Genomic DNA, 22,140 nt, shown 5'->3' on the forward strand with positions numbered 1-22,140 from the left:
AAAATACCAAGCGTTCGGACCATCCGCGCCACGCACTCAATATCAGGAGAGTAAGATGACAACCAAACCGATGACCAAAACCCAGCTCGTCGCCGCACTTGCAGAAGAAATGGGCGCCGACAAGAAAACTGCATCGGCAGCCATTGATGCTGTATCTGCAGTTGTCCTGCGGGAGGTCGCGGCAGGTGGTGCAGTTACGCTGCCAGGGATTGGCAAAATCATGTGCCGTGCGCGCCCTGAACGTCAGGTCCGCAACCCGGCAACTGGCGAAACCATGACCAAACCCGCCGACAAGGCCGTGAAGGTCACAGTGGCAAAAGCCCTGAAAGACGCTGTCAACGGCTGACGCCCGGCGCTTGAAGATTGCCCCTATCCGGGCGGGCACCCCGGCCCGGATAGGCGACATATGACCAGCACCGCCCCTGACAGGGCAGCGTGCAAACCCGCCCCCCCGATTCAGCTTCGGTTCAAACGACCAGCGCGCCCGCCGCGCCGCTTGGCTATCAGCGCCTTGCGCGACGGCAGGTCCGTCATAATGGCCTGACGCGCCTGCGGTTCCATCCGGGACCACATTGTAATTTCATCAATGGACCGCAAACATCCAGTGCACAAACGCGCTTCAGGATGAATGACGCATATGTTGATGCAGGGGCTTTCAATCTCGTTGCGCGTCCAGACAGTGTCGTTCATGTGAATGTGCCTTTGGGGGAACCACTATCTGGCGCAAGATAATCGCGCGACAGGCGCGGACCAGTGCGCGCATGCCTGTGTGTCATATGGCCCGCCGCAGCACGGCCAGCCGGTCCAGCGCCCCTTGCAAGATGACGCCAGCCGCCACATGGTCAATCACCTCGGCGCGGCGACGGCGCGATGTGTCGGCTTCCAGCAGCGCGCGTTCTGCCGCAACTGTGGACAGCCGTTCATCCCAGAACCCGATGGGCAGGTCCGTCAGGGCCGACAGGTTGCGGGCAAACGCGCGGGTGGACTGGCAGCGCGGCCCCTCGGACCCGTCCATATTGCGCGGCAGTCCCAGCACCAGACCGCCCAAGTCGCGCCCCGCCGCAATGTCCAGCAGCGCTTGCGCGTCCAGCCCGAATTTGCGCCGCCGGATGGTCTGCAGCGGGCTTGCCACCGACAGCATGCGGTCGGACACCGCAACCCCGATGGTTTTTTCCCCCAGATCCAGCCCCGCCACGGCCTGACGCGCGGGCAATGCGGCCACGAAGGCATCAAAATCGCTGAACACGGCCATTACGGCGCCCCTGTCGACAGGCCAATATCTGCCGCAACCCGGTTGATCAGCGCCAGATCTTCGGCCCGGGCGGCAAACACAGTGCGCGCTTCTTGCAAGATGGCGGTCGCCTGCTCGCGCCGGTCCAGCACCGCCAGCGCGCGCACCAGTTGCGCCCAGTCTTCTGCGGTGCCCCCGTCATTGGCCAGCCGCGCCGACAGGGATGCGACCATGTCTTCGATCATCGCGGCGCGGTCCTCGCCGCTCATCTCCATGGCGGCGTCAATATCGGCAGCACTTGGGCCGCTTGCTGATGCGGGTGCGGGGCGCGGCGGCAGTTGATAGCGTGGCTCGCCCGATATCTGCGCCAGTTCCGGCAGGGCGGCGCGAATTTCCGGCATCCAGGGCGCATCGCCTGCGCTTTGGTCATGCAGCCTGCGCCACACCCGGAAGGTCAGGTCGGGGCGGCCCGTCTGCATATACATCCGGCCTGTATAATACAGCGCCACACCATTGGTCGGGTCGCGCCGCAAAATCTGTTCAATCACGCCCTCTGCCTCGGGGGACACCATGCCGCCCGCCGCCAGCACCATCAGGTCCAGCAAAAACGCATGGTCCTGCACCTCGGCCTCGTCGCCGCGCAACGCGACCACCCGCGACTGGGCCACTGCCGCCGCCGAAAAATTGCCCAGACGCGATTCGTTTTGCGCCAGCAGGATATGCCCGCGCAAATCATCAGGGCGGCTGGCCAGTGCGGCGCGCAATTGCGCGACCATGGGTTCCAGCTCGGCGCGGTCGTCAAATTCCGGCGCGTCGGGCTGCAGCTGCGCGAACTCCGCTTCCAACTGCGCCTGTGCGGGGCGTGTGGCACGGGCATTGGCCGCATCCGCGTGGCGCTGCGCCAAGGGCTGGTCGGGGTAATCCACCGCGCCCAAATGCAGATACAACGCCCCCGCGCCCCCCAATAGCGCAGCAATCACACCCACCATGACCCAGCGCGCCGCCCTCGATGACGCAACACCCACGCTGCGCCCGCCCTTGTCCAGGTCCAGAACGCGGCGCTGGATTTCCAGCCGCAGGCGCTCGGCCTCGGTCGGGGCCAATGTGCCGCGCGTCAGGTCGCGGTCCACTTCGCGCAACTGGTCGCGGTAGACCCGCATCGCGCGTTCTGTGCCATCTGCCGCATCCCCCATGCGCGCCCGCGACACCGCGCGCAACAACACCGCCCCCACCATAACCACTATGACGACGAATCCCGCGATCTGGCCGATGCTTGCCATAAGGCCCCCTTTGGTAACTGCACATGCGCGCTGCCCCGTCATAACCACAACACCGCTGCGGAAAAAGGGCCAAACCCGCCCCATAGGCCCCCAAAGCCCGGAATCGCGGCACTTGGTCGCAAATTCCGGCCCCTGCACGATTCGGGGTGCCCGCCACAACAGGCGCAGCGTCGCTGCCCCCCCCCGCCCTGCGCCCGCTTGCAACCACCGCGCACAAAGGGCCACGGCGGGACAGTTTATAGTGTATTAAAACAAGGTTACCGCCCCCGCACGCCCTGCCCGCCCTTCGGCGAATTCCCGCCGCACCCCCCAAGGCGTGGCAAAACTGCACCATTTTTCGGGGCATGGCGGGGGGGGCATGCGCTTTGGCTTGAATTGCAGGGGCAAAAGTCAGAAACAGGCTCAGACCTTGCCTGAGTGGTAAGGCGAGGAACTCCTTAGACAACGAGGGAAAAACAAATGAAAAAGCTTCTTCTTGCTTCGACCGCTCTGGTCATGACAGCAGGCGCAGCCGCTGCACAAGTCAACATGTCCGGTGCTGCCCGCATGGGTATTGCATATGACAATGGCATCGAAGCGCGCAACGCAGCTGGTACCGCAAACCAGAACACGGCGAAACTGCAGTTCACCAGCCGTATCCGCGTGACCTTCTCCATGTCCGGCGAAACCGATTCCGGTCTGGCATTCGGTGCAAGCATCCGCGGCGACCAATTCGCTGCAGGCAACGCTGGTAACGAGTCCATGACCGGTGGTACCGTGTTCATCGATGGCGCTTTTGGCCGTCTGACATTCGGTGACACTGCAGGTGCTGCACGCGCTGCTGTTGGTGACCTGTATGGCGTTGGTCTGACCGGCATCGGCGACCTGAACGAGATGGCCTATCTGGACCGTCGCCAGTCCGTTGGCGCTGGCACAGGTATCAACCGTCGCACCGCAGTTCTGTATCAATACAACGTTGATTCCTTCACCTTCTATGCGTCGCTGGGTCAACAGCGTCGTCTGGATGAAACAGCCGTTCGTCCTGGCACTGCACTGTTCCCAGGCACATTGGGCGCAGGTCAGCGCATCACCGACGAACTGGCTGCAATTGGTGTGAAATACACCATCGACGGGTTCACCATTTCGGCTGGTTATGAAATGGCGAAGGCTGAATTCAAAGACACCGTCACACCTGCAAACAACGCCAAAGCTGATGCAAACCACATCATCATCGGTGCTGAATACGCGATGGACAACTTCAAGGTCAAAGCAATCGCTGGCCGCGTTGGTGGCGATCTGGGCACCACACTGGCAAACACAGCTGGTCTGCGTCGCAACCAGTATGGTCTGTCGGTTTCGGGTGACTTCGACGCAACCACCGTCACCGCGTTCATCAACCGTAACTTCGAAACCACCAACTACGGTATTGGCGCAAGCTACGATCTGGGCGGCGGCGCATCGCTGGTTGGCGGCATCAGCCGTCGTGGTTCGAACACCACCACCGGTACTGACAACCGCACACGCGCAGACATGGGTCTGAACTTCAGCTTCTGATCTTAATCGATCACAGCTTACGGGAAAGAGCGGGCATTTGCCCGCTCTTTTCTTTTTTACCGCTTTGCTGTTCAATTTCCCCCGCTATCTCTGGTATACTTCGCGCAAGAAAAACCGCATAAAGGCAGCGCAGCATGACAGGGCACGTCCACAGAATTTTCCACACCCCCCGTTCCGCACTGGCCGCTGCCCTTTTGGGCGTGGTCCTTCTGGCAGGGTGCGAAACCACATCTGCGGTGTTTGACGGCATTGGCGGGGTTTTCATGGGCGCAGGCCATGATGTGCGCCGCGTCAGCGGCCGCTGAATGCGCGCGCGGGCTGTCATAACGCTGGCCCTGTTGGGCGCCGCATTGGCCACCCCCGCCATGGCGCAACAGCGCGACTGGCGCGAAAACCCCGGCTTGCAGATTTCCGGTGATGCCCGCATGGGCGTTATCTGGACCGACCGCCCCGACACCCCCAATACCAGCCGCGCGCAATTTGTCAGCCGCGCAAGGGTCAAGTTCCGGTTCAGCGCGCAAACTGATGGCGGCACGCGCTTCGGCTTCGGGTTTGATGCGGACGCCCCCGACAAACGCCCGCGTGGGCACCATGTTTTCTTTGGCAATTAGCACAGGCGCGGCCCATGTCCCTTGATGAAATCACCACCCGCATTTCCCGCGCCGCCCGCGCCCATGGCCGTGACGCGGCCGCAATCCGGCTGATTGCCGTGTCCAAGGAACAACCCGCTGACCGCGTTTTGCCCGTGCTGCGTGCCGGTCACCGCCTGTTCGGGGAAAACCGGGTGCAGGAAGCGGCGGGAAAATGGCCTGACTGGCGCGCGGAATTCGGGCCGCTGGACGTGCATTTGCTGGGCCCGCTGCAAAGCAACAAGGCCCGCGCCGCGATGGAGCTGTTTCAGGCCATTCATTCACTGGACCGCCCCAAACTGGCGCAAACCCTGGCGCGGCTGGCGCAGGACATGGGCACTTGTCCTGACCTGTTCGTGCAGGTCAACACCGGCGCCGAACCCCAGAAGGCCGGTGTTTTGCCAGACGATGCCGATGATTTCATCGCGCAATGCCGCGCGCTGGACCTGCCGGTGGTGGGGTTGATGTGCATCCCCCCCGTGGACGAAGACCCGGCAGCGCATTTTGACGCACTGGCGCAAATGGCCGCGCGCAACGGTCTGGAAAGCCTGTCCATGGGTATGAGCGACGATTTTGAAACCGCCATCGCGCATGGGGCCACCCATGTGCGTGTGGGGTCCGCCATATTCGGCGCGCGCAAGTAGCGGCGCGCAGGCCCGCGGCAGATCAACGCCTGTGCTGCTGCCCCCATAGCGCATTGTGCCCCGACGCAAAACCCGCGTCCCGCTACTGGCCCCACGCAGTTTGTGTCAGGCGATGACGGTGCAATTGCGCCCCTTGTCCTTGGCCAGATACAGCGCCTGATCGGCCGCTTTCAACACATCTTCCAAGCTGCGCCCCTGTGCGGGGAACGTGGCCACGCCTGCGGAAACCGTCACCTCTGGCAGGTCGACACCTGCATTTGACAGGCGCAATGCCTGAAGGGCCGTGCGAATACGGTCCGCCAGCGCCGCCGCTTCGGCGGCGGGCATGTCGGGGCACAGCATCACAAATTCCTCCCCGCCAAGGCGGCAGGGATGGCTTTGGCCTGTCGCGGCACCGGCCAGTATATCGCCCACCTCGCGCAGGACCAGATCGCCCGCATCATGCCCGAAGCGGTCGTTGAACGCCTTGAAATGGTCAACATCCAGCATGATAAGGCCAATTTCGCGCCCCTCACGCTCGGCCAAGGAAAAATCGCGCAAGGCGCGGTCCATGAACCAGCGCCGGTTCCACAGCCCCGTCAGCGCATCGCGCATGGATTTGTCATGCAGTTCCTGCCGCAGCCGGACATTCGCAATAGCAAGGCTGATCTGTTCGGCGCAGATCAGCGACACATCCCAGCGGTTGCGCAACACATCCTCGCGCATATGGCGCATAAGTCCGTCTTCTTCGAACCCGTCAAAGATGATGTGCAACAGCCCGATGGTTTCGCCATGCGCGATAATCGGCAGGCAGAAATAGGGTGTGCCCGGTTTGGTGACATGGTCGCAGGTGAACTGGATGGGCTTCAGCCCATAGGCATAGGCCCGCCCCCGCCGCAGCGCCCAGCAATCATCCGGCAGAATATGGGGGGGAAATTCAGGAATGGTGCCCCAACTGGTGGCAAGGTCCAAGGTGCTGCGCGACGTGCCATAGATATACAGCGCCCCGTCCGCTTCTGGAATCAGCGTGTGCATGGCGCGTTGCACCACCATCAGCAATTCATCAAAGGATTTCGCAGAATACAGCCATTCGCTGGTCAGCGCCAGAAGCTGGCGTTCGGACTGGCGCAGTTCTTCGGCCTGTCGCATTTCGTCATTCTGGTGTTCCAGCTTCTTGCGTTCTGTGATGTCGCGCATATGCGCGATGAAATGCGTGTGCACACCAAGTGCGTCGAAAACCGGGGTAATTTTCAGTTCCACCCAGAACACACGGCCATCGCGTGCATATAATTGAAGTTCCGTTTGAATTTCGCGGCGCTGGGTGCAGGCGATGTCCACATTTTGCAGGCACTTCCTGTCGGTTTCCGCACCGCGCAGCACATCCACAAAAGGCTTGCCGCGCAGGTCGTCAATGCCATAGCCGGTTTGCGCGGTGAAGGCCGGGTTCACCCATAGCGCCAGCCGGTCCGGCCCGCTGATGATCACCCCGTCAGGGGCATGGCGCGCAACCATTTCCGCGTAGGCGCGTTCTGCACCAGCGCCACTTGCCGTATCGGAGTTATCTTTTGGACACATGACCCACCACACCCGCCTTAGGTCCCGCATCCGCCACAAGACGGCCGGATGCAGGCAACACTTCCCGACAGGGTGTCGCAATCTGTTTAAAAGATCATTACCATGCGGGCAGATAGTCCGGCGAAAACAACACGTGACCACCAGAAAGGTTAAGACAGAATGACACATACCCCCACAAACCTTCTGACCCTGTTGCGCGATCCGTCCCTTCTGGAAACCCGCGCCTTCGTGGGTGGCGAATGGGTGGACGCAGATGATGGCGCGCGTTTCGATGTGCGCAACCCCGCGCGCGGCGATGTGATTGCGCAGGTCGCGGATCTGGGGCGCGCAGAAACCGCGCGCGCGATTGCCGCCGCAGACACAGCGCGCCATGGCTGGGCCGCGCGCACCGGCAAGGACCGCGCCGGGGTGCTGCGCAAATGGTTCGACCTGATGATGGACAATCAAGAAGATCTGGCGCTGATTCTGACGGCTGAAATGGGCAAACCGCTGGCTGAAGCGCGCGGCGAAATCGCCTATGGGGCCAGCTTCGTGGAATGGTTCGGCGAAGAAGCCAAGCGCGTGTATGGCGAAACAATTCCCGGCCACCAGCCCGACAAGCGCATCACAGTGTTGCGCCAGCCCATCGGGGTTGCCGCGTCGATTACGCCATGGAATTTTCCCAACGCGATGATTGCACGCAAGGTTGCGCCGGCGCTGGCGGTGGGCTGCGGGTTTGTTGCGCGGCCAGCCGCGGAAACACCGCTTTCGGCGCTGGCCATGGCTGTGCTGGCCGAACGCGCAGGCGTGCCCAAGGGGGTGCTGTCGGTCATTCCGTCCAGCCGCGCATCGGATATTGGCAAGGAGTTTTGCGAAAACCCCGCCGTGCGCAAACTGACCTTTACTGGCTCCACCGAGGTGGGGCGCATTTTGCTGCGCCAAGCGGCCGATCAGGTGATGAAATGTTCCATGGAACTGGGCGGCAATGCACCCTTCATCGTGTTTGATGACGCTGATCTGGACAAGGCGGTAGAGGGGGCGATGACGTCCAAATTCCGCAATAACGGCCAGACCTGCGTGTGCGCGAACCGCATCTATGTGCAGGCGGGCGTTTACGATGCCTTCGCGCGGAAACTGGCCCAAGCCGTGTCACAGCTGAAAGTGGGCGATGGGCTGGAAGATGGGGTCTCTGCTGGGCCGCTGATCAATGAAAGCGCGGTCGAGAAGGTTGAAGACCACATCCGCGATGTGCTGGAGCATGGCGGCGACATTATCGCAGGCGGGCAGCGCCATAAGCTGGGCGGCACATTCTTTCAGCCAACAGTTGCCACTGGCGTTACCCAATCCATGAAGGTGGCGCAGGAAGAAACCTTCGGGCCGCTTGCGCCGCTGTTCAAATTCGACACCGAGGATGAGGCCGTCGCCCTTGCCAATGACACGATATTCGGGCTGGCGTGCTATTTCTATGCCCGCGACATGGGCCGCATCACACGGGTGCAAGAAGCGCTGGAATACGGGATTGTGGGCGTCAATACTGGCATTATCTCAACAGAACTTGCGCCCTTTGGCGGGGTCAAACAATCGGGACTGGGGCGCGAAGGGTCACGCCACGGTATCGATGATTTCCTTGAAATGAAGTATATCTGCCTGAGTATATGATCAAAAACAAACCCACCCGGGCAGCGCCGCACGCTGTCCGGGTTTGACAACAGCGCCACTTGACCGTAAATCCCCCCTGTCAGCGGCATTCGCTGACGCAACCAATCGGGACCAAAATGGACGGCAGTTCTAGGCGGGCGCAGATCATGCGCCCTAAACCAGAAACCAGCCTTATGGCTGACATATTACCGCGCATGGCGCGGGCTGCCATTCCGGGCTGATCCGGCACGCCGCCCCTGCCGTGTATGGCACGCAAGGGGGTCGGCAATGACACTTCAGACACCACTTTCAGAATATCGCTTCGATGCTGCATCGCAAAGCGCAGGCATAGATGCAGCCTTGATTGCAATCGAAGTTGCACGCCTGTTGAAAGAAGGCAGGACAGACGAAATACGCCAGTTCATGGAGACATTGGAACTGGCAGATATTGCCGCCTTGATCGAGGAGTTGGACGAAACAAGCGATCTGGCGGTCCTGCAGTTGCTGACGCTGCATGATCAGGCAGAACTTATCGGCTATCTGCGCCCCTCGTCACAGGTCAGCGTGGCAACGCGCAGCCGCAAAGGCGATCTTGTTGCGCTGATGACCGCCATGAGCCATGATGAACGCGCGGATTTGTTCAAGCAACTGGACGAAGAAGCGCAAGAAGCCATCCTGCCTGCCCTGTCCAAGGCCGAACGAGAGGATTTGCGCCGTCTGGCGTCCTACGAGGAATGGACCGTGGGGTCAGTCATGACATCGGATTACGCCGTTGTGACCCCCGACATGACGTCCAGTCAGGCCATCGAGGCACTGCGCACCCAAGCCTTCGACGCCGAAACCATCTATTCTGCCTATATCATTGGCACATCCCGCGAATTGCTGGGGGTGGTCAGTCTGCGCGACATTCTGACCGCGCGCCCCCGCCAGCGTGTTTCGGAAATCATGGATACCGAACCCGTTTTCGTGCGCGTCAACGAAGAACAGGAAGAAGCTGCCCGCCTGATTGCGCGCTATGACCTGCTGGCGCTGCCTGTGCTGGATGACAACGACCGCCTGGTGGGCATTGTGACCGCAGATGACGCCATGGACGTGTCGGAAGAAGAAGTTACCGAAGATTTTCATAAAGGGTCAATCGTGCAACCGCTGGATATGTCGGTTGCCGAAGCCACGATTGCCACGCTGTATCGGGCGCGTATTTTCTGGCTGGTGTTGCTGGTTTTCGGGAACATCTTTTCGGGGGCGGGCATTGCCTATTTCGAAGAAACGATTGCGGCGCATCTGTCGCTTCTGTTCTTTCTGCCCTTGCTGATTGCATCGGGCGGGAATGCGGGCACGCAATCGGCCACGCTGATGGTGCGCGCGCTGGCCACGGGCGACGTGCGCCCTGCCGATTTCGGGCGTCTGCTGGCGCGGGAAACGCTTATTGCGCTGGCCCTTGGCCTGACAATGGCGTTCGCGGTGTCCATCATTGGCGTGTGGCGCGGCGGGCCGGGAATTGCGCTGGTTGTCGCGTCGGCCATGATTACCATCGTGATGATGGGCGCCCTGATCGGGATGTGCCTGCCCTTCATCTTCGCCAAGATCGACCGCGACCCCGCCGCAGCGTCCGGCCCGCTGGTGACATCGATTGCCGATGTGCTGGGGGTGGTGATCTATTTTACAATCGCCGCCAAGTTGCTGGAACTGTAACGCCATACCCCGCGCGCGCGTGCCCGTCTTGCATTCGCGCGCGTGGCGCACTATGCCCACACGCAACGCATAACGGCGCAAAAGGGCATGTCATGGACGCAATCGCAACGCTTCGCGGCAAATATCTGGAACAGATCGGCGCAGCCCCTGATGCGGACGCGCTGGAGAACGTGCGTCTGGCCGCCTTGGGCAAGAAGGGCGAAATCAGCCTGAAAATGCGCGAACTGGGCCAGATGAGCGCCGAGGAACGCCAGAGCGCCGGCCCCGCGCTGAACGCGCTGAAAACCGAAGTGGATGCAGCGCTAAAGGCGCGCAAAGCCGCGTTGGAAGATGCTGCCCTTGATGCGCGCCTGAAATCGGAATGGCTGGATGTCACGCTGCCCGGTCGCCCGCGCCCCATGGGCACCATCCACCCTATCAGCCAGGTCATGGACGAATTGACCGCGATTTTCGCCGATATGGGGTTTTCGGTGGCCGAAGGGCCGCAAATCGAATCGGATTGGTATAATTTCGACGCGCTGAATATTGCGCCCGAACACCCCGCGCGGCAGGAACATGACACGTTCTTCATGCACCGCGCTGACGGCGACACCCGCCCGCCCCATGTGCTGCGCACCCATACCAGCCCTGTGCAGATCCGCGCGATGCAGGATCAGGGCGCCCCCATCCGCGTCATCGCGCCGGGGCGCGTTTACCGCATGGACATGGACCAGACCCATACGCCCATGTTCCATCAGGTCGAAGGGCTGGCCATTGACCGCGACATTTCCATGGCGCAACTGAAATGGACATTGGAAGAATTCTGCCGCGCCTTTTTCGAGGTGGATGAGGTCGAGTTGCGTTTCCGTGCGTCGCATTTCCCCTTCACGGAACCCTCTGCCGAAGTCGATATTCGCTGTTCATGGGAAGGCGGCCAGTTGAAGATTGGCGAAGGCAAGGACTGGCTGGAAATTCTGGGGTCTGGCATGGTCCACCCCAAGGTATTGCAGGCGGGCGGGATTGACCCCAATGAATGGCAGGGCTTCGCCTTTGGCCTTGGGATCGACCGGATTGCCATGTTGAAATACGGCATCCCGGACTTGCGCGCATTTTTCGAATCCGACCTGCGCTGGCTGCGCCATTACGGCTTTGCATCCCTTGACCAACCGTCACTGGCGGCGGGGCTGTCGCGTTAATCATGCGTGGGATTGACCGGCCCGGCGAGTCGTGAATAGCTGACACCATGGCCCGCAAACCTGCCAGCAAAACCAAACACAAGGCCCCGCCGCGCAATGCCGCGAACGGGGTGCTTATGGGCGCGGCGCATCTGCTGCGCCGCGTGCGCTGGTGGCTGCTGCGCGCGCTGGCGGTTTTGCTTGCGGTTTCGGTGCTGTGGGTGCTGCTGTATCGCATCATCCCCCCGCCCGGCGGCATCTATATCTTTCAGGAACATCGCCGCCTTGGCGAAATTCAGCGCCAATGGGTGCCGATGGACCGTATCGCGCCTGTCATGGCGCGGTCTGTCATTGCCGCCGAGGATGCGAATTTCTGCCTGCATTGGGGGTTCGACATGACCGAAATCCGCAAGGTCATTGCCGCAGGCAGCACGCGCGGCGCGTCCACCCTGTCGCAGCAAACCGCCAAGAACGTGTTTTTGTGGCATGGCCGGGACTGGTCGCGCAAGGCGCTGGAATCAGGGTTTACCCTGTTGATTGAAGGGCTGTGGCCGAAGGTGCGCATTCTGGAAATCTATCTGAACATGGCCGAATTCGACGAAGGTGTGTTTGGGGTTGAAGCAGCCGCGCGGCATTATTTCCGTGTCGGTGCCGCCGATCTGACCGCCACACAGGCCGCGCGCCTTGCAGCAGTCCTGCCCGCCCCCAAGGCCCGCAATGCCGCCAATCCCAGCGATTTTCTGCGCAGGCGCACTGCATCCATCATGGACGGGGCCGCAACCATTGCCCGCGATGGCCGCGCCGATTGCATAAGCGGTTGAATTCCAGCCGCCACCACGGCTACAGAAGGGCAAACCCCGGAAGAAAGCCTATACCCCCCCATGGCACGCCTGTATCACGTCCCCCTGTCGCCCTTTTGCCGGAAATTGCGCCTGACACTGGCAGAAAAGCGTATCGATGTGGAATTGATTGAGGAACGCTTCTGGGAACCCAGCGCCGAGTTTATGCGCCGCAACCCAGCGGGCAAGGTGCCGGTGCTGCGCTATGATGGAAAGCTGCTGACCGAAAGCCACGCCATTTGCGAATATATCGAAGATATGGTGCCGCTGCCCCCCTTGCTGCCCAAATCCCCCGAGGCCCGCTATGAGGTGCGCCGCCTGTGCACATGGTTTGACGACAAGTTCCATTCCGAGGTGACGGCGAATCTGCTGTATGAGCGCGTCAACAAGAAGATCATGAAACGCGGCTACCCGGATTCGCAGGCCATCAAGACGGGGTCAGCCAAAATCAAGTTTCATCTGGATTATATGGACTGGCTGCTTGGCCAGCGCCGCTGGCTGGCGGGAAATGACATGACGCTGGCAGACTTTACCGCTGCGGCGCATCTGTCTTGTCTGGATTATATCAATGATGTGGACTGGCAGCGTTCGGCCCTGGTGCATGAATGGTATGCGAAGCTGAAATCGCGCCCGGCTTTCCGCACGCTTCTGGCCGACCAGTTGCCCGGCTTTCCACCGCCTGCGCATTACACAGATCTGGATTTTTAGGGTGGTTTGGCCCATCTGGGGCATATGAGCGAAACACTGAAATCCGACATTCGGCAAATGGCGCAGCAGATGGGCTTTTCTGCCTGCGCCGTCACAACGCCCGCGGCCATCCCCGCCGCCCCCGCGCGGCTGGCGGATTTCGTGGATCAGGGGCACCATGGCCAGATGGGCTGGATGGCCGAGCGGATGGAATGGCGCGGAAATCCTGCCGCGCTCTGGCCTGCGGCACGGTCTGTCATCATGCTGGCCGAAACCTATACGCCCGCGCATAACCCGCTGGACCTGCTGGACCTGCACGACCGGGGGGTGATTTCGGCCTATGCGCTGGGGCGCGACTATCATGATGTCGTCAAGAAGCGCCTGAAACGGCTGGGCCGCTGGCTGATTGACCACGCAGGCGGGGAAATCAAGGTATTTGTCGACACGGCCCCTGTCATGGAAAAACCGCTGGCAGCGGCGGCAGGGCTGGGCTGGCAGGGCAAACATACCAATCTTTTGTCGCGCGAATTGGGAAACTGGTTCTTTCTGGGGGCCGTTTTCACCACACTGGTCCTGCCCCCCGATACACCCGCGCGCGAAAATTGCGGGTCCTGCCGCGCCTGTCTGGACATTTGCCCCACAAACGCCTTCCCCGCCCCCTTCCAACTGGATGCCCGGCGCTGCATTTCCTACCTGACAATTGAACATCACGGCCCCGTCCCGCTGGAGCTGCGCGAAAAACTGGGCAACCGCATTTATGGCTGCGATGATTGCCTTGCCGTATGCCCATGGAACAAATTCGCGCAATCCGCATCCGAGGCGAAATATGCCGCGCGCGACGGGCTGGTTGCGCCGGATCTGGGCACATTGGCGGGTTTGGACGACACGGGGTTTCGGGCCATGTTCTCCGGCTCTCCCGTCAAGCGGATCGGGCGCAACAGGTTCGTGCGCAATGTGCTGTATGCGATCGGCAATTCCGCCACACCGCGCTTGCTGCCCGCAGCTTTGGCGCTATGCGATGACCCTGACGCCACAGTGGCCGATGCCGCGCGCTGGGCGGTGGGGCGGCTGCGCACACCCTCTGCGGCGGGGCCGGGCGCGTAAGGCGCGCCCACGATCCTGCCCCCCTCGATGGGGGGCGGGATCGTTCCCCCTGACAGGTCAGTCCGCGGCCCAATCCGCGCCTTGCATTTCGCGCAGGCGACTGGCAGTGCGTTCAAACTCGAACGCGCCGGTGCCTTCACGGTATAGCTGTTCCGGCTGGGCTGCGGCTGATGCAATCAGCCGCACGCGCGCTTCATACAGCGCATCTATCAAGGTGACAAAGCGTTTGGCCTCATTGTAATTCGTGGCTGACAAATACGGGATGTCATCCATCATAAGCACCCGCAACGCGCCCGCAATCGCCAGATAATCTGCCGCGCCCAATGGTTTTCCGCATAAATCCCAGAAGCTGGCCCGGCCCACCCCGTTATGCGCCTGCGCAATCACCACTTCGCGCCCCTTGACCGCCAGCGTCAGGGGCTGGCCTGCGTCATGTCCGGTCAATTCGTCCCAGATGCCCGCCATGGCGCTGCGCGCCTGCGCATCGGCGGGGCTGAAATACACCTGTGCGCCGGCCAGACGGTGCTGGCGGTAATCAGTTTCCGACACCAGTTCATGCACAATCATGTTGGTCTTGATCATATCGATGAACGGCACGAACAGCGCACGGTTCAACCCGTTTTTATACAGGTCATCCGGCACCCTGTTCGATGTTGTCACAATCGCCACGCCCGCCGCCATCAGCCGTTCAAACAAGCGGCCCACGATCATGGCATCGGTGATGTCGGTGATCTGCATTTCGTCAAATGCCAGCAACCGCACCTGCCGCGCCACTTGGTCGGCAACCGGGGCCAGCGCATCAGATGTGCCGGTTTTGCGGGCAGCATGCATGCCTTCATGGATTTCCTGCATGAAGGCGTGAAAATGAACGCGCCGTTTGGGCACATCGGCCACATGCTCGACGAAAAGATCCATCAACATGGATTTCCCGCGCCCCACGCCCCCCCATAAATACACCCCCGGCGGCGGTTCGGGTTTGCGCCGCGCCAGCAATCCCATCAACCCCGCCTTGGGGGCAGGTTTGCGCAAATAGGCCAGCACATCGTCAAAACAGGGCAGCGCGCCACGCTGTGCGGCATCGGGGCGCAGCAGGCCCTGTTCAACCTTGCGGTCATAGACTTCTATCAGACTGTCACTCATGCGAAACTGCATACCCAATGGCGCAGCCGGGGAAAAGCCCCGCCTGCATGCTTGCAACGCGCCCGCGTGCTGGGTAGGTGTTAGGTATCTGCTTTTCCGGCTTGGGGGATTTCATGGTCGATGATCCGAAAACGCGTGTGTCAACCGACTGGCTTGCCGCGCATCTGACTGACCCTGACCTGCGCATTCTGGACGCAAGCTGGTATATGCCCGCGCAGAACCGCGATGCGCGCGCCGAATATGACGCTGGCCATATTCCCGGTGCCCGTTTTTTCGACATTGACGATATCAGCGACCATCGCTCCGCATTGCCGCATATGGCCCCGCCGGTGGAAAAATTCATGTCGCGCCTGCGTGCCATGGGGGTGGGCGACGGCCATCAGGTGGTCATCTATGACGGGGCCGGGTTGTTTTCTGCCGCGCGCGTGTGGTGGCTGTTTCGCCTGATGGGGAAAACCGATGTGGCGGTGCTGGATGGCGGTTTTCCGAAATGGCAAGCCGAAGGCCGCCAGGTCGAGGACATGGCCCCACTGCTGCGCGAACGCCACATGACGGTCCAGCGTCAGGCCCATCTTGTCAAGGATGTGTCACAAGTGGCCGCCGCCGTGAAGCTGGGCGATTGGCAGATTGTCGATGCGCGGTCGCCCGAACGCTTCAGGGGTGATGTGCCCGAACCCCGCGAAGGGCTTCGCGCGGGTCACATGCCCGGCGCGTTGAACCTGCCATTCTCGGGCTTGCTGAACCCCGACGGCACGCTGAAACATGCTGATGATTTGCGCGCGGCGTTCAAGGATGCCGGCGTTGATCTGGAACGCCCGGTTATTACCACTTGCGGGTCGGGCATTACAGCGGCGGTGCTTAGCCTTGGGCTGGAAATACTGGGCCATCGCAACCATGCGCTTTATGACGGGTCATGGGCGGAATGGGGCATGTTCCCCGACCTGAAGGTAGAAACCGGATGACAGGCTTTCGCGCGGGCCAGACTGTGCCCTATACAGTCACCTTTCTGGAAATGACACAACGGCCCGGTTATGGCTGGCCGCACACGCCAAACGGTATGTCCGGCGCCCTGCTGAAGGCCGACACCCCGCCTGTGTGGTATTTTCGCGCACTGTATGATGCGGTCGGGCAGGATTACGCCTGGACGGACATTCACGCCAGCGAAGACGCGCAGATTGCCGATTGGCTGAATTCCCCCGAAGTTGCGCTGTATTCGCTGATCGACAAGGGCTGGCCGCAGGGTTTTTTCCTGCTGGACTGGCGAGAGCAGACCAGCTGCGAGCTGTGCTATTTCGGGCTGGTGCCCGAAAGCGTGGGGCGTGGTCTGGGCGCATGGATGCTGCGCACCGCCATTCTGACCGCATGGGACCGCGAAGGGGTGCAAAAGCTGACAGTGAACACCTGCACGCTGGACCATCCGCGTGCGCTGGTTCAATATCAGAAATACGGCTTTACCCCTGTCCGGCAGGAAGAACGCGCGCGCGTTCTGGTTCGTGACTGGACCCCTGCCACCAGCTAAGGTGCCCAAGATGTTCGAAACCCTGCCCGACCCCAAACTTGACGGGATCATTGCCCTGATGCAGGCCTTTGCGGCTGATCCGCGCATGGGCAAGATCGATCTGGGCGTAGGGGTCTACCGCGACGAGGCCGGGCGCACCCCTGTCATGCAAGCCGTAAAACAGGCCGAAGCGCATATAGTCGCCACGCAGGAAAGCAAAACCTACCTGTCCCTTGCCGGTGACGTGGCGTTTCTGGACACCATGGAAGGGTTGCTGCTGGGCGGCGCGGTGCCGCGCGCGCGGGTGGCCGCGGTGGGCACACCGGGCGGCACTGCGGCAGTGCGCCAGATTGCCGAACTGGTCCGCCTTGTGCGGGCCGACGCCACAATCTGGACAAGCGCGCAGACATGGCCAAACCACGCGCCGCTGATTGCTGCGGCGGGCCTGAAATCGCGCCCTTACCGCTATCAGGATGGCGCAGGCGCGATGCTGGACCGCGACGGCATGTTCGCAGATCTGGCGGGCGCGGCGGCGGGGGATGTGGTGCTGCTGCATGGCTGCTGCCACAACCCGACCGGCCTTGACCTAAGCGTGCAGGACTGGGCCGAAATGGCCGCCTTGCTGGACCGCACGGGCGCTGTGCCTTTCGTGGATATGGCCTATCAGGGGTTCGGCGAAGGGGTGAACGCCGATGCGGGCGGGCTGCGCCATCTGGCCGCACGGCTGCCGGAAGTGCTGGTTGCCGCCAGTTGTTCCAAGAATTTCGGGCTATACCGCGAACGCGTGGGCGTGGCGATGGCCATTGTGCCCGAAGCGCACAAGGCCCGGCTGGCGGGCGCGTTGGCCAGCCTGAACCGTCAGAATTTCGCCTTCCCGCCCGATCATGGCGGGCGCGTGGTCAGCACCATTCTGAATGACACCGCGCTGAAACATGTCTGGCAGACCGAGTTGGAAGACATGCGCACCCGTGTCGCCCAAAACCGCCGCACCCTTGCTGCGGCGCTGCGTGCAGAAACTGGCACGAACAGGTTTGACGCGATTGAACACCAACAGGGCATGTTTTCGCTTCTGCCGCTGAGTGGGGCACAGGTCGAATGCCTGCGCGCGGATCACGGGGTCTATATGCTGTGGGACGGGCGCACCAACATGGCGGGGCTGAACAGCCAGACAATCCCGGTTCTGGCCCAGGCCATCGCAAAAGTTGTGGCTTGATCACGCGAACGCACGGGGCCGGTCGGGGCTTATGGGCGCGGGCTTGACCCAGATCAAACATCGCGGGGCGAATTTATGGGACACTTCCACGGGGTCGGGTGCCAAACCTGCCCCCGCGCGCATGATCATGTCGCCCGGACAGCGCGAGTTTAGCCGCCTTGCAACCAAGAACAGTGACAATGCCAAAATTCACCTACCCCATACCCCGCGCAACCGAAATCACCCCGAAAGCGGCCTTCTTGAACAGGCGCGCCGTTATCGCGGGGCTTGGGGCGGGGGCGGCGCTTGGTCTGACGGGGTTGCCCATGGCCGCACGCGCGGATGTCTTGCCGGGTGTCACCCCCGGCCCCTATTCCACCGATGAAGCCCTGACGACAAAAGACGTGGCAACCGGCTATTGCAACTTCTTCGAATTTGGCCCGGCCAAGGATGATCCTGCCCAACACGCCCACCGGCTGCAAACTGACCCGTGGTCTGTGGTCATCGACGGGCTGACCGACACCCCCGGCCCCATGGATATGGATGACCTGCTGCGCCGGTTCCCGTTGCAGGAACGCATTTACCGCCTGCGCTGTGTGGAAGCGTGGTCAATGGTCATTCCGTGGATCGGGTTTCCGCTGGCCGACCTGCTGGCGCATGTGGGCGTGCAATCGGGGGCGCGCTATGTGCAGTTCGAGTCCTTTGACGATGTATCGATAATGCCGCAACAGGGGCGGGCGCTGCTGGACTGGCCCTATACCGAAGCGCTGCGCCTGGACGAGGCGCTGCATCCACTGACCTTTTTGGCCGTGGGCATGTATGGCGAGATGATGCCAAACCAGAACGGCGCGCCCATCCGGCTGGTGGTGCCGTGGAAATACGGGTTCAAATCCATCAAATCCATCAAGCGCATTTCCCTTCTGGCGGATCAGCCCATGCCCACATGGCACGCCAAATCGCCGCGCGAATACGGGTTTTACGCGAATGTGAACCCGTCGGTGCGTCATCCCCGCTGGCATCAGGCCACAGAAAGACGCCTGCATGACGGAACCCGCATTCGAACCGAAATGTTCAATGGCTATGGCGCGCTTGTTTCCGATTTGTATGCAGGCATGGATCTGGAACAGAATTATTGAAACTGGCAGGCACAATGACGCATGTGATACGCTGGGCCACCTGGGCGGTGGGGGCGGTGCCGGGCGTGTGGCTGTATTGGCGATGGCAGGGCGGCACCTTGGGCGTTGTGCCCGCCGAGGTGGTGCTGCACCAAACCGGGCGGTTTGCATTGCTGATGCTGATGGCCACCCTTGCGCTGGGGTTTGCGCATTTCCTGACGAACTGGCGCGCGTTATTCGCTGCGCGTCGTCCGCTGGGCGTTTGGACATTTCTGTATGCGCTGGCGCATGCCAGCATATGGCTGCTTCTGGACCAGGGCGGGTTCATAGAATTCGCCGCTGATGAGATGCGCAAGATGCTGCATCTTCAGCTTGGGCTTGCTGCCCTTTTGCTGATGCTGCCCCTTGCGCTGACATCGGTGGACGCGGCCCCGCGCATTCTGGGCTTTCCTGTCTGGAAGAAACTGCATTTGCTGGTCTGGCCCACGGCGTTCATTGCCATCATGCATGCATGGGTGGTATCGCGGTTTGAAAACCCGCTGGTTCTGACGCTGGCGGGGCTTAGCGTGTTTTTCATGGCCAGCAGGATATATGCCCGCATCCGGCACGGGCGCTAGGCGCGGGCGGATGCGTTTTGCAAAGCGCCTGAAATCACGCTAGATAAATAGCAACGCCACATCCTAACCCCAAGGGCACCCCATGGACCCACGCCTGCGCCTGCGTCATCTGCGCTGTTTTCTGGAAACCGCGCGGCTGGAAAGCCTGAGTGCGGCTGCAACCGCGTTGCATGTGTCCCAACCGGCGGCGTCCAAAACCATCCGCGAGCTGGAAGATATTCTGGGCGTCCCCCTGTTTGACCGCACGGGCCGCAGACTGGTGCTGACCCCGTCAGGCAAGCTGTTCCAGCAACATGCAGGCGGGGCCATGCTGGCGTTGGAACGCGCCCAAACCCTTGCGCGCGATGCCCCTGAACGCGTTACGAAACTGGTTGTCGGCATTTTGCCCACAGTGGCAACAGACGTGTTTCCCCGCGCCGCACTTGCCTTTCATCAGCATATGCCCAATTGCACCTTGCGCGTGTCAACAGGGCCGAACTGGTTGTTGCTGTCGCAACTGCGCGAAGGCGCGCTTGACCTGACAGTGGGGCGCATGCCCAATCCCGGACAGATGACGGGCCTTGCCTTTCAACAGCTTTATTCGGAACAGGTTGTGCTGGTGGTGCGCCCGGACCACCCGCTGATCCGCACGGGCGCGGTGGCGGAAAATCTGGGCAAATTTCCTTTGGTGCTGCCACCAAGCGGGGCGGTCATTGCACCGGCGGTGCAGTCCTATTTGCTTAGCATCGGGTTACAACATGCCCCGGCCGCGTTTGAAAGCGTGTCGCTGGCCTTCGGGCGCAAGGTGGTGCAGCAGTCCGATGCGGTCTGGTTCATTTCCGCCGGGGTTGTCGGGGACGAAATTCGGCAGGGCAGCTTGCGCGCGCTTGATCTGGGAACCAGCCTTATGGCCGGTCCGGTGGGCATTTGCACCCGCGCCGACACGCCCCCAAACCCCGAAAGCATCGCCATGGTGGCGGCATTGCAGGGTTTGTTTTCCGCGCCCGCCACCAAGGACATGTGAACGCGCGTTACTGCGCGGCGTCCACCCAGCCAAGGATATGCGCCTGATTGGCAAGATGGGCAATCTGCCCCGGCAGCAACAGACAGCGCGATCTGGCAAGGGCCTGAATGCGGGCGGGTGTGCCGTCATCTGCCTGCGCGCGCAGCCAGAACGCCAGATCAGCAAGCGCGATCGTCACCTGCATGAAGTCGGTGGCCAGTTCGCGCGGGCGTGCAGCGACAGCGGCACGCAGGCCAGTCCATGCGTGCAGACTGTCGCGCAGCGGCTGTGACCTCAGGCTATCGGCAATCTGGCCAATCCATGCCGCGAAGGCGTCAGCCTGCGCGCCCCCGTCATGGTTCAGGCCGCGCGTGGCAAGTGTTGCGGCATGAATGCCGTTCGCGCCTTCATAAATCGCGCAGATGCGCGCATCGCGGTAGGTTTGTTCGACGCGGTATTCATGCAGGTAGCCATAGCCCCCCAGCACCTGCACCGCCAGTTCGGCCGCCTGCGTTCCCGCATCGGACCCGCACACCTTGGCAACAGGTGTCAGAAAATCAGCCAGCGCGTGATTTCCGGTTTCCAGTGCGACCAGCGCGGAATGCGTCAGCGCGCGCGCGGACACCGCCAGCGCATCGGCGCTGTCGATCATGCGGCGCACATCGGCGTGGCGGTCAAGTGTGACCGGCCCACCATCCGGGCCGCGCCCCTGAACACGCTGCGCAGCATAGGTGGCGGCGACATGATGCGCGCGCGCCGCATGGGCCACGCCCTGCAAGGCGACATCAAGGCGCGCATGGTTCATCAAGGTAAACATCGCCGCCAACCCCTGACCGGGGGCACCAATCAATTCCCCCTGCGCGCCGTCAAACGCCATCTGGCAGGTGGGCGAGGCATGCAGGCCCATCTTTTCCTCAATCCGGGTGACCGTCACAGAATTGCGCGCCCCGTCTGCCAGCACTGCCGGACAGGCGAACAGGCTAAGCCCCCGGATGCCCTCGGGGCCAGTGCGGGCCAGAACCAGATGCAGGATATTGTCACTCAGGTTCTGGTCCCCGCCGGAAATGAAAATCTTCTCACCCGAAATGCGCCAGCCCTGTGCGGTGTTTTCCGCCTTGGTGCGCACGCCCGACAAGTCCGACCCTGCGCCCGGTTCGGTCAGGCACATGGTCGCCAGCCAGTCCCCCGCAGCCAGCGGCGCAATGAAGCGGGCCTGCTGGTCGGCAGTGCCGAATTGCAAAAGCAGGCGGATTGCACCGGGCACAAGCCCTGCCACCATTTGCAGGGAATGGCATGCGCCCGAGAATATTTCCGACACAGCAGCGTGAACCGCGCCGCCCACCCCCTGGCCACCAAACGCTTCGGGCGCGGTCAGGCCCTGCCAGCCATCGGCCGCCAAGTCCCGAAACACTGCATCAAACCCGTCAGGCATGACCACGCGCCCATTTTGCATGCGGCACCCCTGCCTGTCGCCCGCTTCATCAAGGGGCGCAATGCGGCCTTCGGCAAATGCCGCGAAATGCTGGACAATTTCGGCGGTCAGCTCGCCGTCCCAGTCCGGGGTTGCAGCGGCACCCGCGAATTCAAGCGACCACAGAATGTCATCAACAGGGGCAGTAAACGGCGTCATTT

Annotated in this window: 23 protein-coding genes; 17 read left to right on the forward strand and 6 right to left on the reverse strand. The window is 61.8% G+C overall.

What is annotated here, in order from left to right; all coding sequences use genetic code 11:
- Positions 1 to 55 precede the first annotated feature (55 nt).
- Entirely contained in the window at positions 56 to 346 is a 291-nt protein-coding gene (locus ACTZWY_RS07340; protein ID WP_444790045.1) for an HU family DNA-binding protein, read from the forward strand.
- A 110-nt stretch (positions 347 to 456) separates the two neighbouring features.
- Here ACTZWY_RS07340 and ACTZWY_RS07345 read toward each other — a convergent pair whose 3' ends face one another.
- The 3 genes from ACTZWY_RS07345 to ccmI form a co-directional block, all read right to left on the reverse strand.
- On the reverse strand, positions 457 to 690 hold the full coding sequence (locus ACTZWY_RS07345) for a DUF1289 domain-containing protein (RefSeq protein ID WP_444790046.1): 234 nt from the start codon (positions 688 to 690) through the stop codon (positions 457 to 459).
- An 82-nt stretch (positions 691 to 772) separates the two neighbouring features.
- On the reverse strand, positions 773 to 1,252 hold the full coding sequence (gene ruvX, locus ACTZWY_RS07350) for a Holliday junction resolvase RuvX (RefSeq protein WP_444790047.1): 480 nt from the start codon (positions 1,250 to 1,252) through the stop codon (positions 773 to 775).
- A complete protein-coding gene (gene ccmI / locus ACTZWY_RS07355; protein WP_444790048.1) occupies positions 1,252 to 2,511 on the reverse strand; it encodes a c-type cytochrome biogenesis protein CcmI in 1,260 nt (419 codons plus the stop codon). Before ccmI ends, ruvX begins: the two co-directional genes overlap by 1 nt.
- Positions 2,512 to 2,970: 459 nt before the next feature.
- Here ccmI and ACTZWY_RS07360 point away from each other — a divergent pair, with 459 nt between their 5' ends.
- The 4 genes from ACTZWY_RS07360 to ACTZWY_RS07375 all read left to right on the forward strand — a co-directional run bounded on the left by ACTZWY_RS07360 (position 2,971) and on the right by ACTZWY_RS07375 (position 5,317).
- A complete protein-coding gene (locus tag ACTZWY_RS07360; protein ID WP_444790049.1) occupies positions 2,971 to 4,044 on the forward strand; it encodes a porin in 1,074 nt (357 codons plus the stop codon).
- Between the two features lie 134 nt (positions 4,045 to 4,178).
- Positions 4,179 to 4,349, forward strand: coding sequence for a hypothetical protein (locus ACTZWY_RS07365; protein ID WP_444790050.1), 171 nt, complete (start codon positions 4,179 to 4,181; stop codon positions 4,347 to 4,349).
- Positions 4,350 to 4,655, forward strand: a complete 306-nt coding sequence (locus ACTZWY_RS07370; protein ID WP_444790051.1) for a porin — start codon at positions 4,350 to 4,352, stop codon at positions 4,653 to 4,655.
- A gap of 14 nt (positions 4,656 to 4,669) precedes the next feature.
- Positions 4,670 to 5,317, forward strand: coding sequence for a YggS family pyridoxal phosphate-dependent enzyme (locus ACTZWY_RS07375; RefSeq protein WP_444790052.1), 648 nt, complete (start codon positions 4,670 to 4,672; stop codon positions 5,315 to 5,317).
- A gap of 105 nt (positions 5,318 to 5,422) precedes the next feature.
- On the opposite strand, the gene ACTZWY_RS07380 is transcribed toward ACTZWY_RS07375, so the two are convergent.
- A complete protein-coding gene (locus ACTZWY_RS07380; RefSeq protein ID WP_444790053.1) occupies positions 5,423 to 6,871 on the reverse strand; it encodes a sensor domain-containing diguanylate cyclase in 1,449 nt (482 codons plus the stop codon).
- A 159-nt stretch (positions 6,872 to 7,030) separates the two neighbouring features.
- On the opposite strand from ACTZWY_RS07380, the gene ACTZWY_RS07385 reads away from it, so the two are divergent.
- The 6 genes from ACTZWY_RS07385 to queG all read left to right on the forward strand — a co-directional run bounded on the left by ACTZWY_RS07385 (position 7,031) and on the right by queG (position 13,964).
- On the forward strand, positions 7,031 to 8,509 hold the full coding sequence (locus tag ACTZWY_RS07385; protein ID WP_444790054.1) for an NAD-dependent succinate-semialdehyde dehydrogenase: 1,479 nt from the start codon (positions 7,031 to 7,033) through the stop codon (positions 8,507 to 8,509).
- A gap of 267 nt (positions 8,510 to 8,776) precedes the next feature.
- On the forward strand, positions 8,777 to 10,180 hold the full coding sequence (gene mgtE, locus ACTZWY_RS07390) for a magnesium transporter (RefSeq protein ID WP_444790055.1): 1,404 nt from the start codon (positions 8,777 to 8,779) through the stop codon (positions 10,178 to 10,180).
- A 92-nt stretch (positions 10,181 to 10,272) separates the two neighbouring features.
- On the forward strand, positions 10,273 to 11,355 hold the full coding sequence (gene pheS, locus ACTZWY_RS07395) for a phenylalanine--tRNA ligase subunit alpha (protein ID WP_444790056.1): 1,083 nt from the start codon (positions 10,273 to 10,275) through the stop codon (positions 11,353 to 11,355).
- A 47-nt stretch (positions 11,356 to 11,402) separates the two neighbouring features.
- Positions 11,403 to 12,155, forward strand: a complete 753-nt coding sequence (mtgA, locus tag ACTZWY_RS07400; RefSeq protein ID WP_444790057.1) for a monofunctional biosynthetic peptidoglycan transglycosylase — start codon at positions 11,403 to 11,405, stop codon at positions 12,153 to 12,155.
- A 60-nt stretch (positions 12,156 to 12,215) separates the two neighbouring features.
- On the forward strand, positions 12,216 to 12,881 hold the full coding sequence (gene fzlA / locus ACTZWY_RS07405) for an FtsZ-binding protein FzlA (protein WP_444790058.1): 666 nt from the start codon (positions 12,216 to 12,218) through the stop codon (positions 12,879 to 12,881).
- A gap of 24 nt (positions 12,882 to 12,905) precedes the next feature.
- Positions 12,906 to 13,964: a tRNA epoxyqueuosine(34) reductase QueG gene (gene queG / locus ACTZWY_RS07410; RefSeq protein WP_444790059.1), complete on the forward strand. Its 1,059-nt coding sequence runs from the start codon at positions 12,906 to 12,908 to the stop codon at positions 13,962 to 13,964.
- 57 nt (positions 13,965 to 14,021) lie between these two features.
- Here the strand turns inward: queG and zapE are convergent, their stop codons facing one another.
- On the reverse strand, positions 14,022 to 15,104 hold the full coding sequence (gene zapE, locus ACTZWY_RS07415) for a cell division protein ZapE (RefSeq protein ID WP_444790060.1): 1,083 nt from the start codon (positions 15,102 to 15,104) through the stop codon (positions 14,022 to 14,024).
- Positions 15,105 to 15,217: 113 nt separating this feature from the next.
- Between zapE and sseA the strand changes: the two genes are divergently transcribed.
- The 6 genes from sseA to pcaQ all read left to right on the forward strand — a co-directional run bounded on the left by sseA (position 15,218) and on the right by pcaQ (position 20,529).
- The gene (gene sseA / locus ACTZWY_RS07420; protein ID WP_444790061.1) at positions 15,218 to 16,066 is read left to right on the forward strand and encodes a 3-mercaptopyruvate sulfurtransferase; all 849 of its coding nucleotides are present in this window, start codon (positions 15,218 to 15,220) and stop codon (positions 16,064 to 16,066) included.
- Entirely contained in the window at positions 16,063 to 16,623 is a 561-nt protein-coding gene (locus tag ACTZWY_RS07425; RefSeq protein ID WP_444790062.1) for a GNAT family N-acetyltransferase, read from the forward strand. The genes sseA and ACTZWY_RS07425 overlap by 4 nt, the downstream gene beginning before the upstream one ends.
- A gap of 10 nt (positions 16,624 to 16,633) precedes the next feature.
- Positions 16,634 to 17,815, forward strand: a complete 1,182-nt coding sequence (locus ACTZWY_RS07430) for an amino acid aminotransferase (RefSeq protein ID WP_444790063.1) — start codon at positions 16,634 to 16,636, stop codon at positions 17,813 to 17,815.
- A 179-nt stretch (positions 17,816 to 17,994) separates the two neighbouring features.
- Complete coding sequence (msrP, locus tag ACTZWY_RS07435; RefSeq protein ID WP_444790064.1) at positions 17,995 to 18,930, forward strand: protein-methionine-sulfoxide reductase catalytic subunit MsrP; 936 nt, start codon at positions 17,995 to 17,997, stop codon at positions 18,928 to 18,930.
- Between the two features lie 14 nt (positions 18,931 to 18,944).
- Positions 18,945 to 19,526: a ferric reductase-like transmembrane domain-containing protein gene (locus tag ACTZWY_RS07440; RefSeq protein WP_444790065.1), complete on the forward strand. Its 582-nt coding sequence runs from the start codon at positions 18,945 to 18,947 to the stop codon at positions 19,524 to 19,526.
- 82 nt (positions 19,527 to 19,608) lie between these two features.
- Positions 19,609 to 20,529 carry a pca operon transcription factor PcaQ gene (gene pcaQ, locus ACTZWY_RS07445; protein WP_444790066.1) on the forward strand — a complete coding sequence of 307 codons (921 nt, stop codon included), beginning with the start codon at positions 19,609 to 19,611 and terminating at the stop codon, positions 20,527 to 20,529.
- A 7-nt stretch (positions 20,530 to 20,536) separates the two neighbouring features.
- Here the strand turns inward: pcaQ and ACTZWY_RS07450 are convergent, their stop codons facing one another.
- Positions 20,537 to 22,138 (reverse strand): acyl-CoA dehydrogenase family protein, encoded by a 1,602-nt coding sequence (locus ACTZWY_RS07450; protein ID WP_444790067.1) that lies wholly within the window; start codon positions 22,136 to 22,138, stop codon positions 20,537 to 20,539.
- Positions 22,139 to 22,140 lie beyond the last annotated feature (2 nt).

This window comes from Roseinatronobacter sp. NSM, assembly GCF_052379845.1.
Lineage (GTDB): Bacteria > Pseudomonadota > Alphaproteobacteria > Rhodobacterales > Rhodobacteraceae > Roseinatronobacter.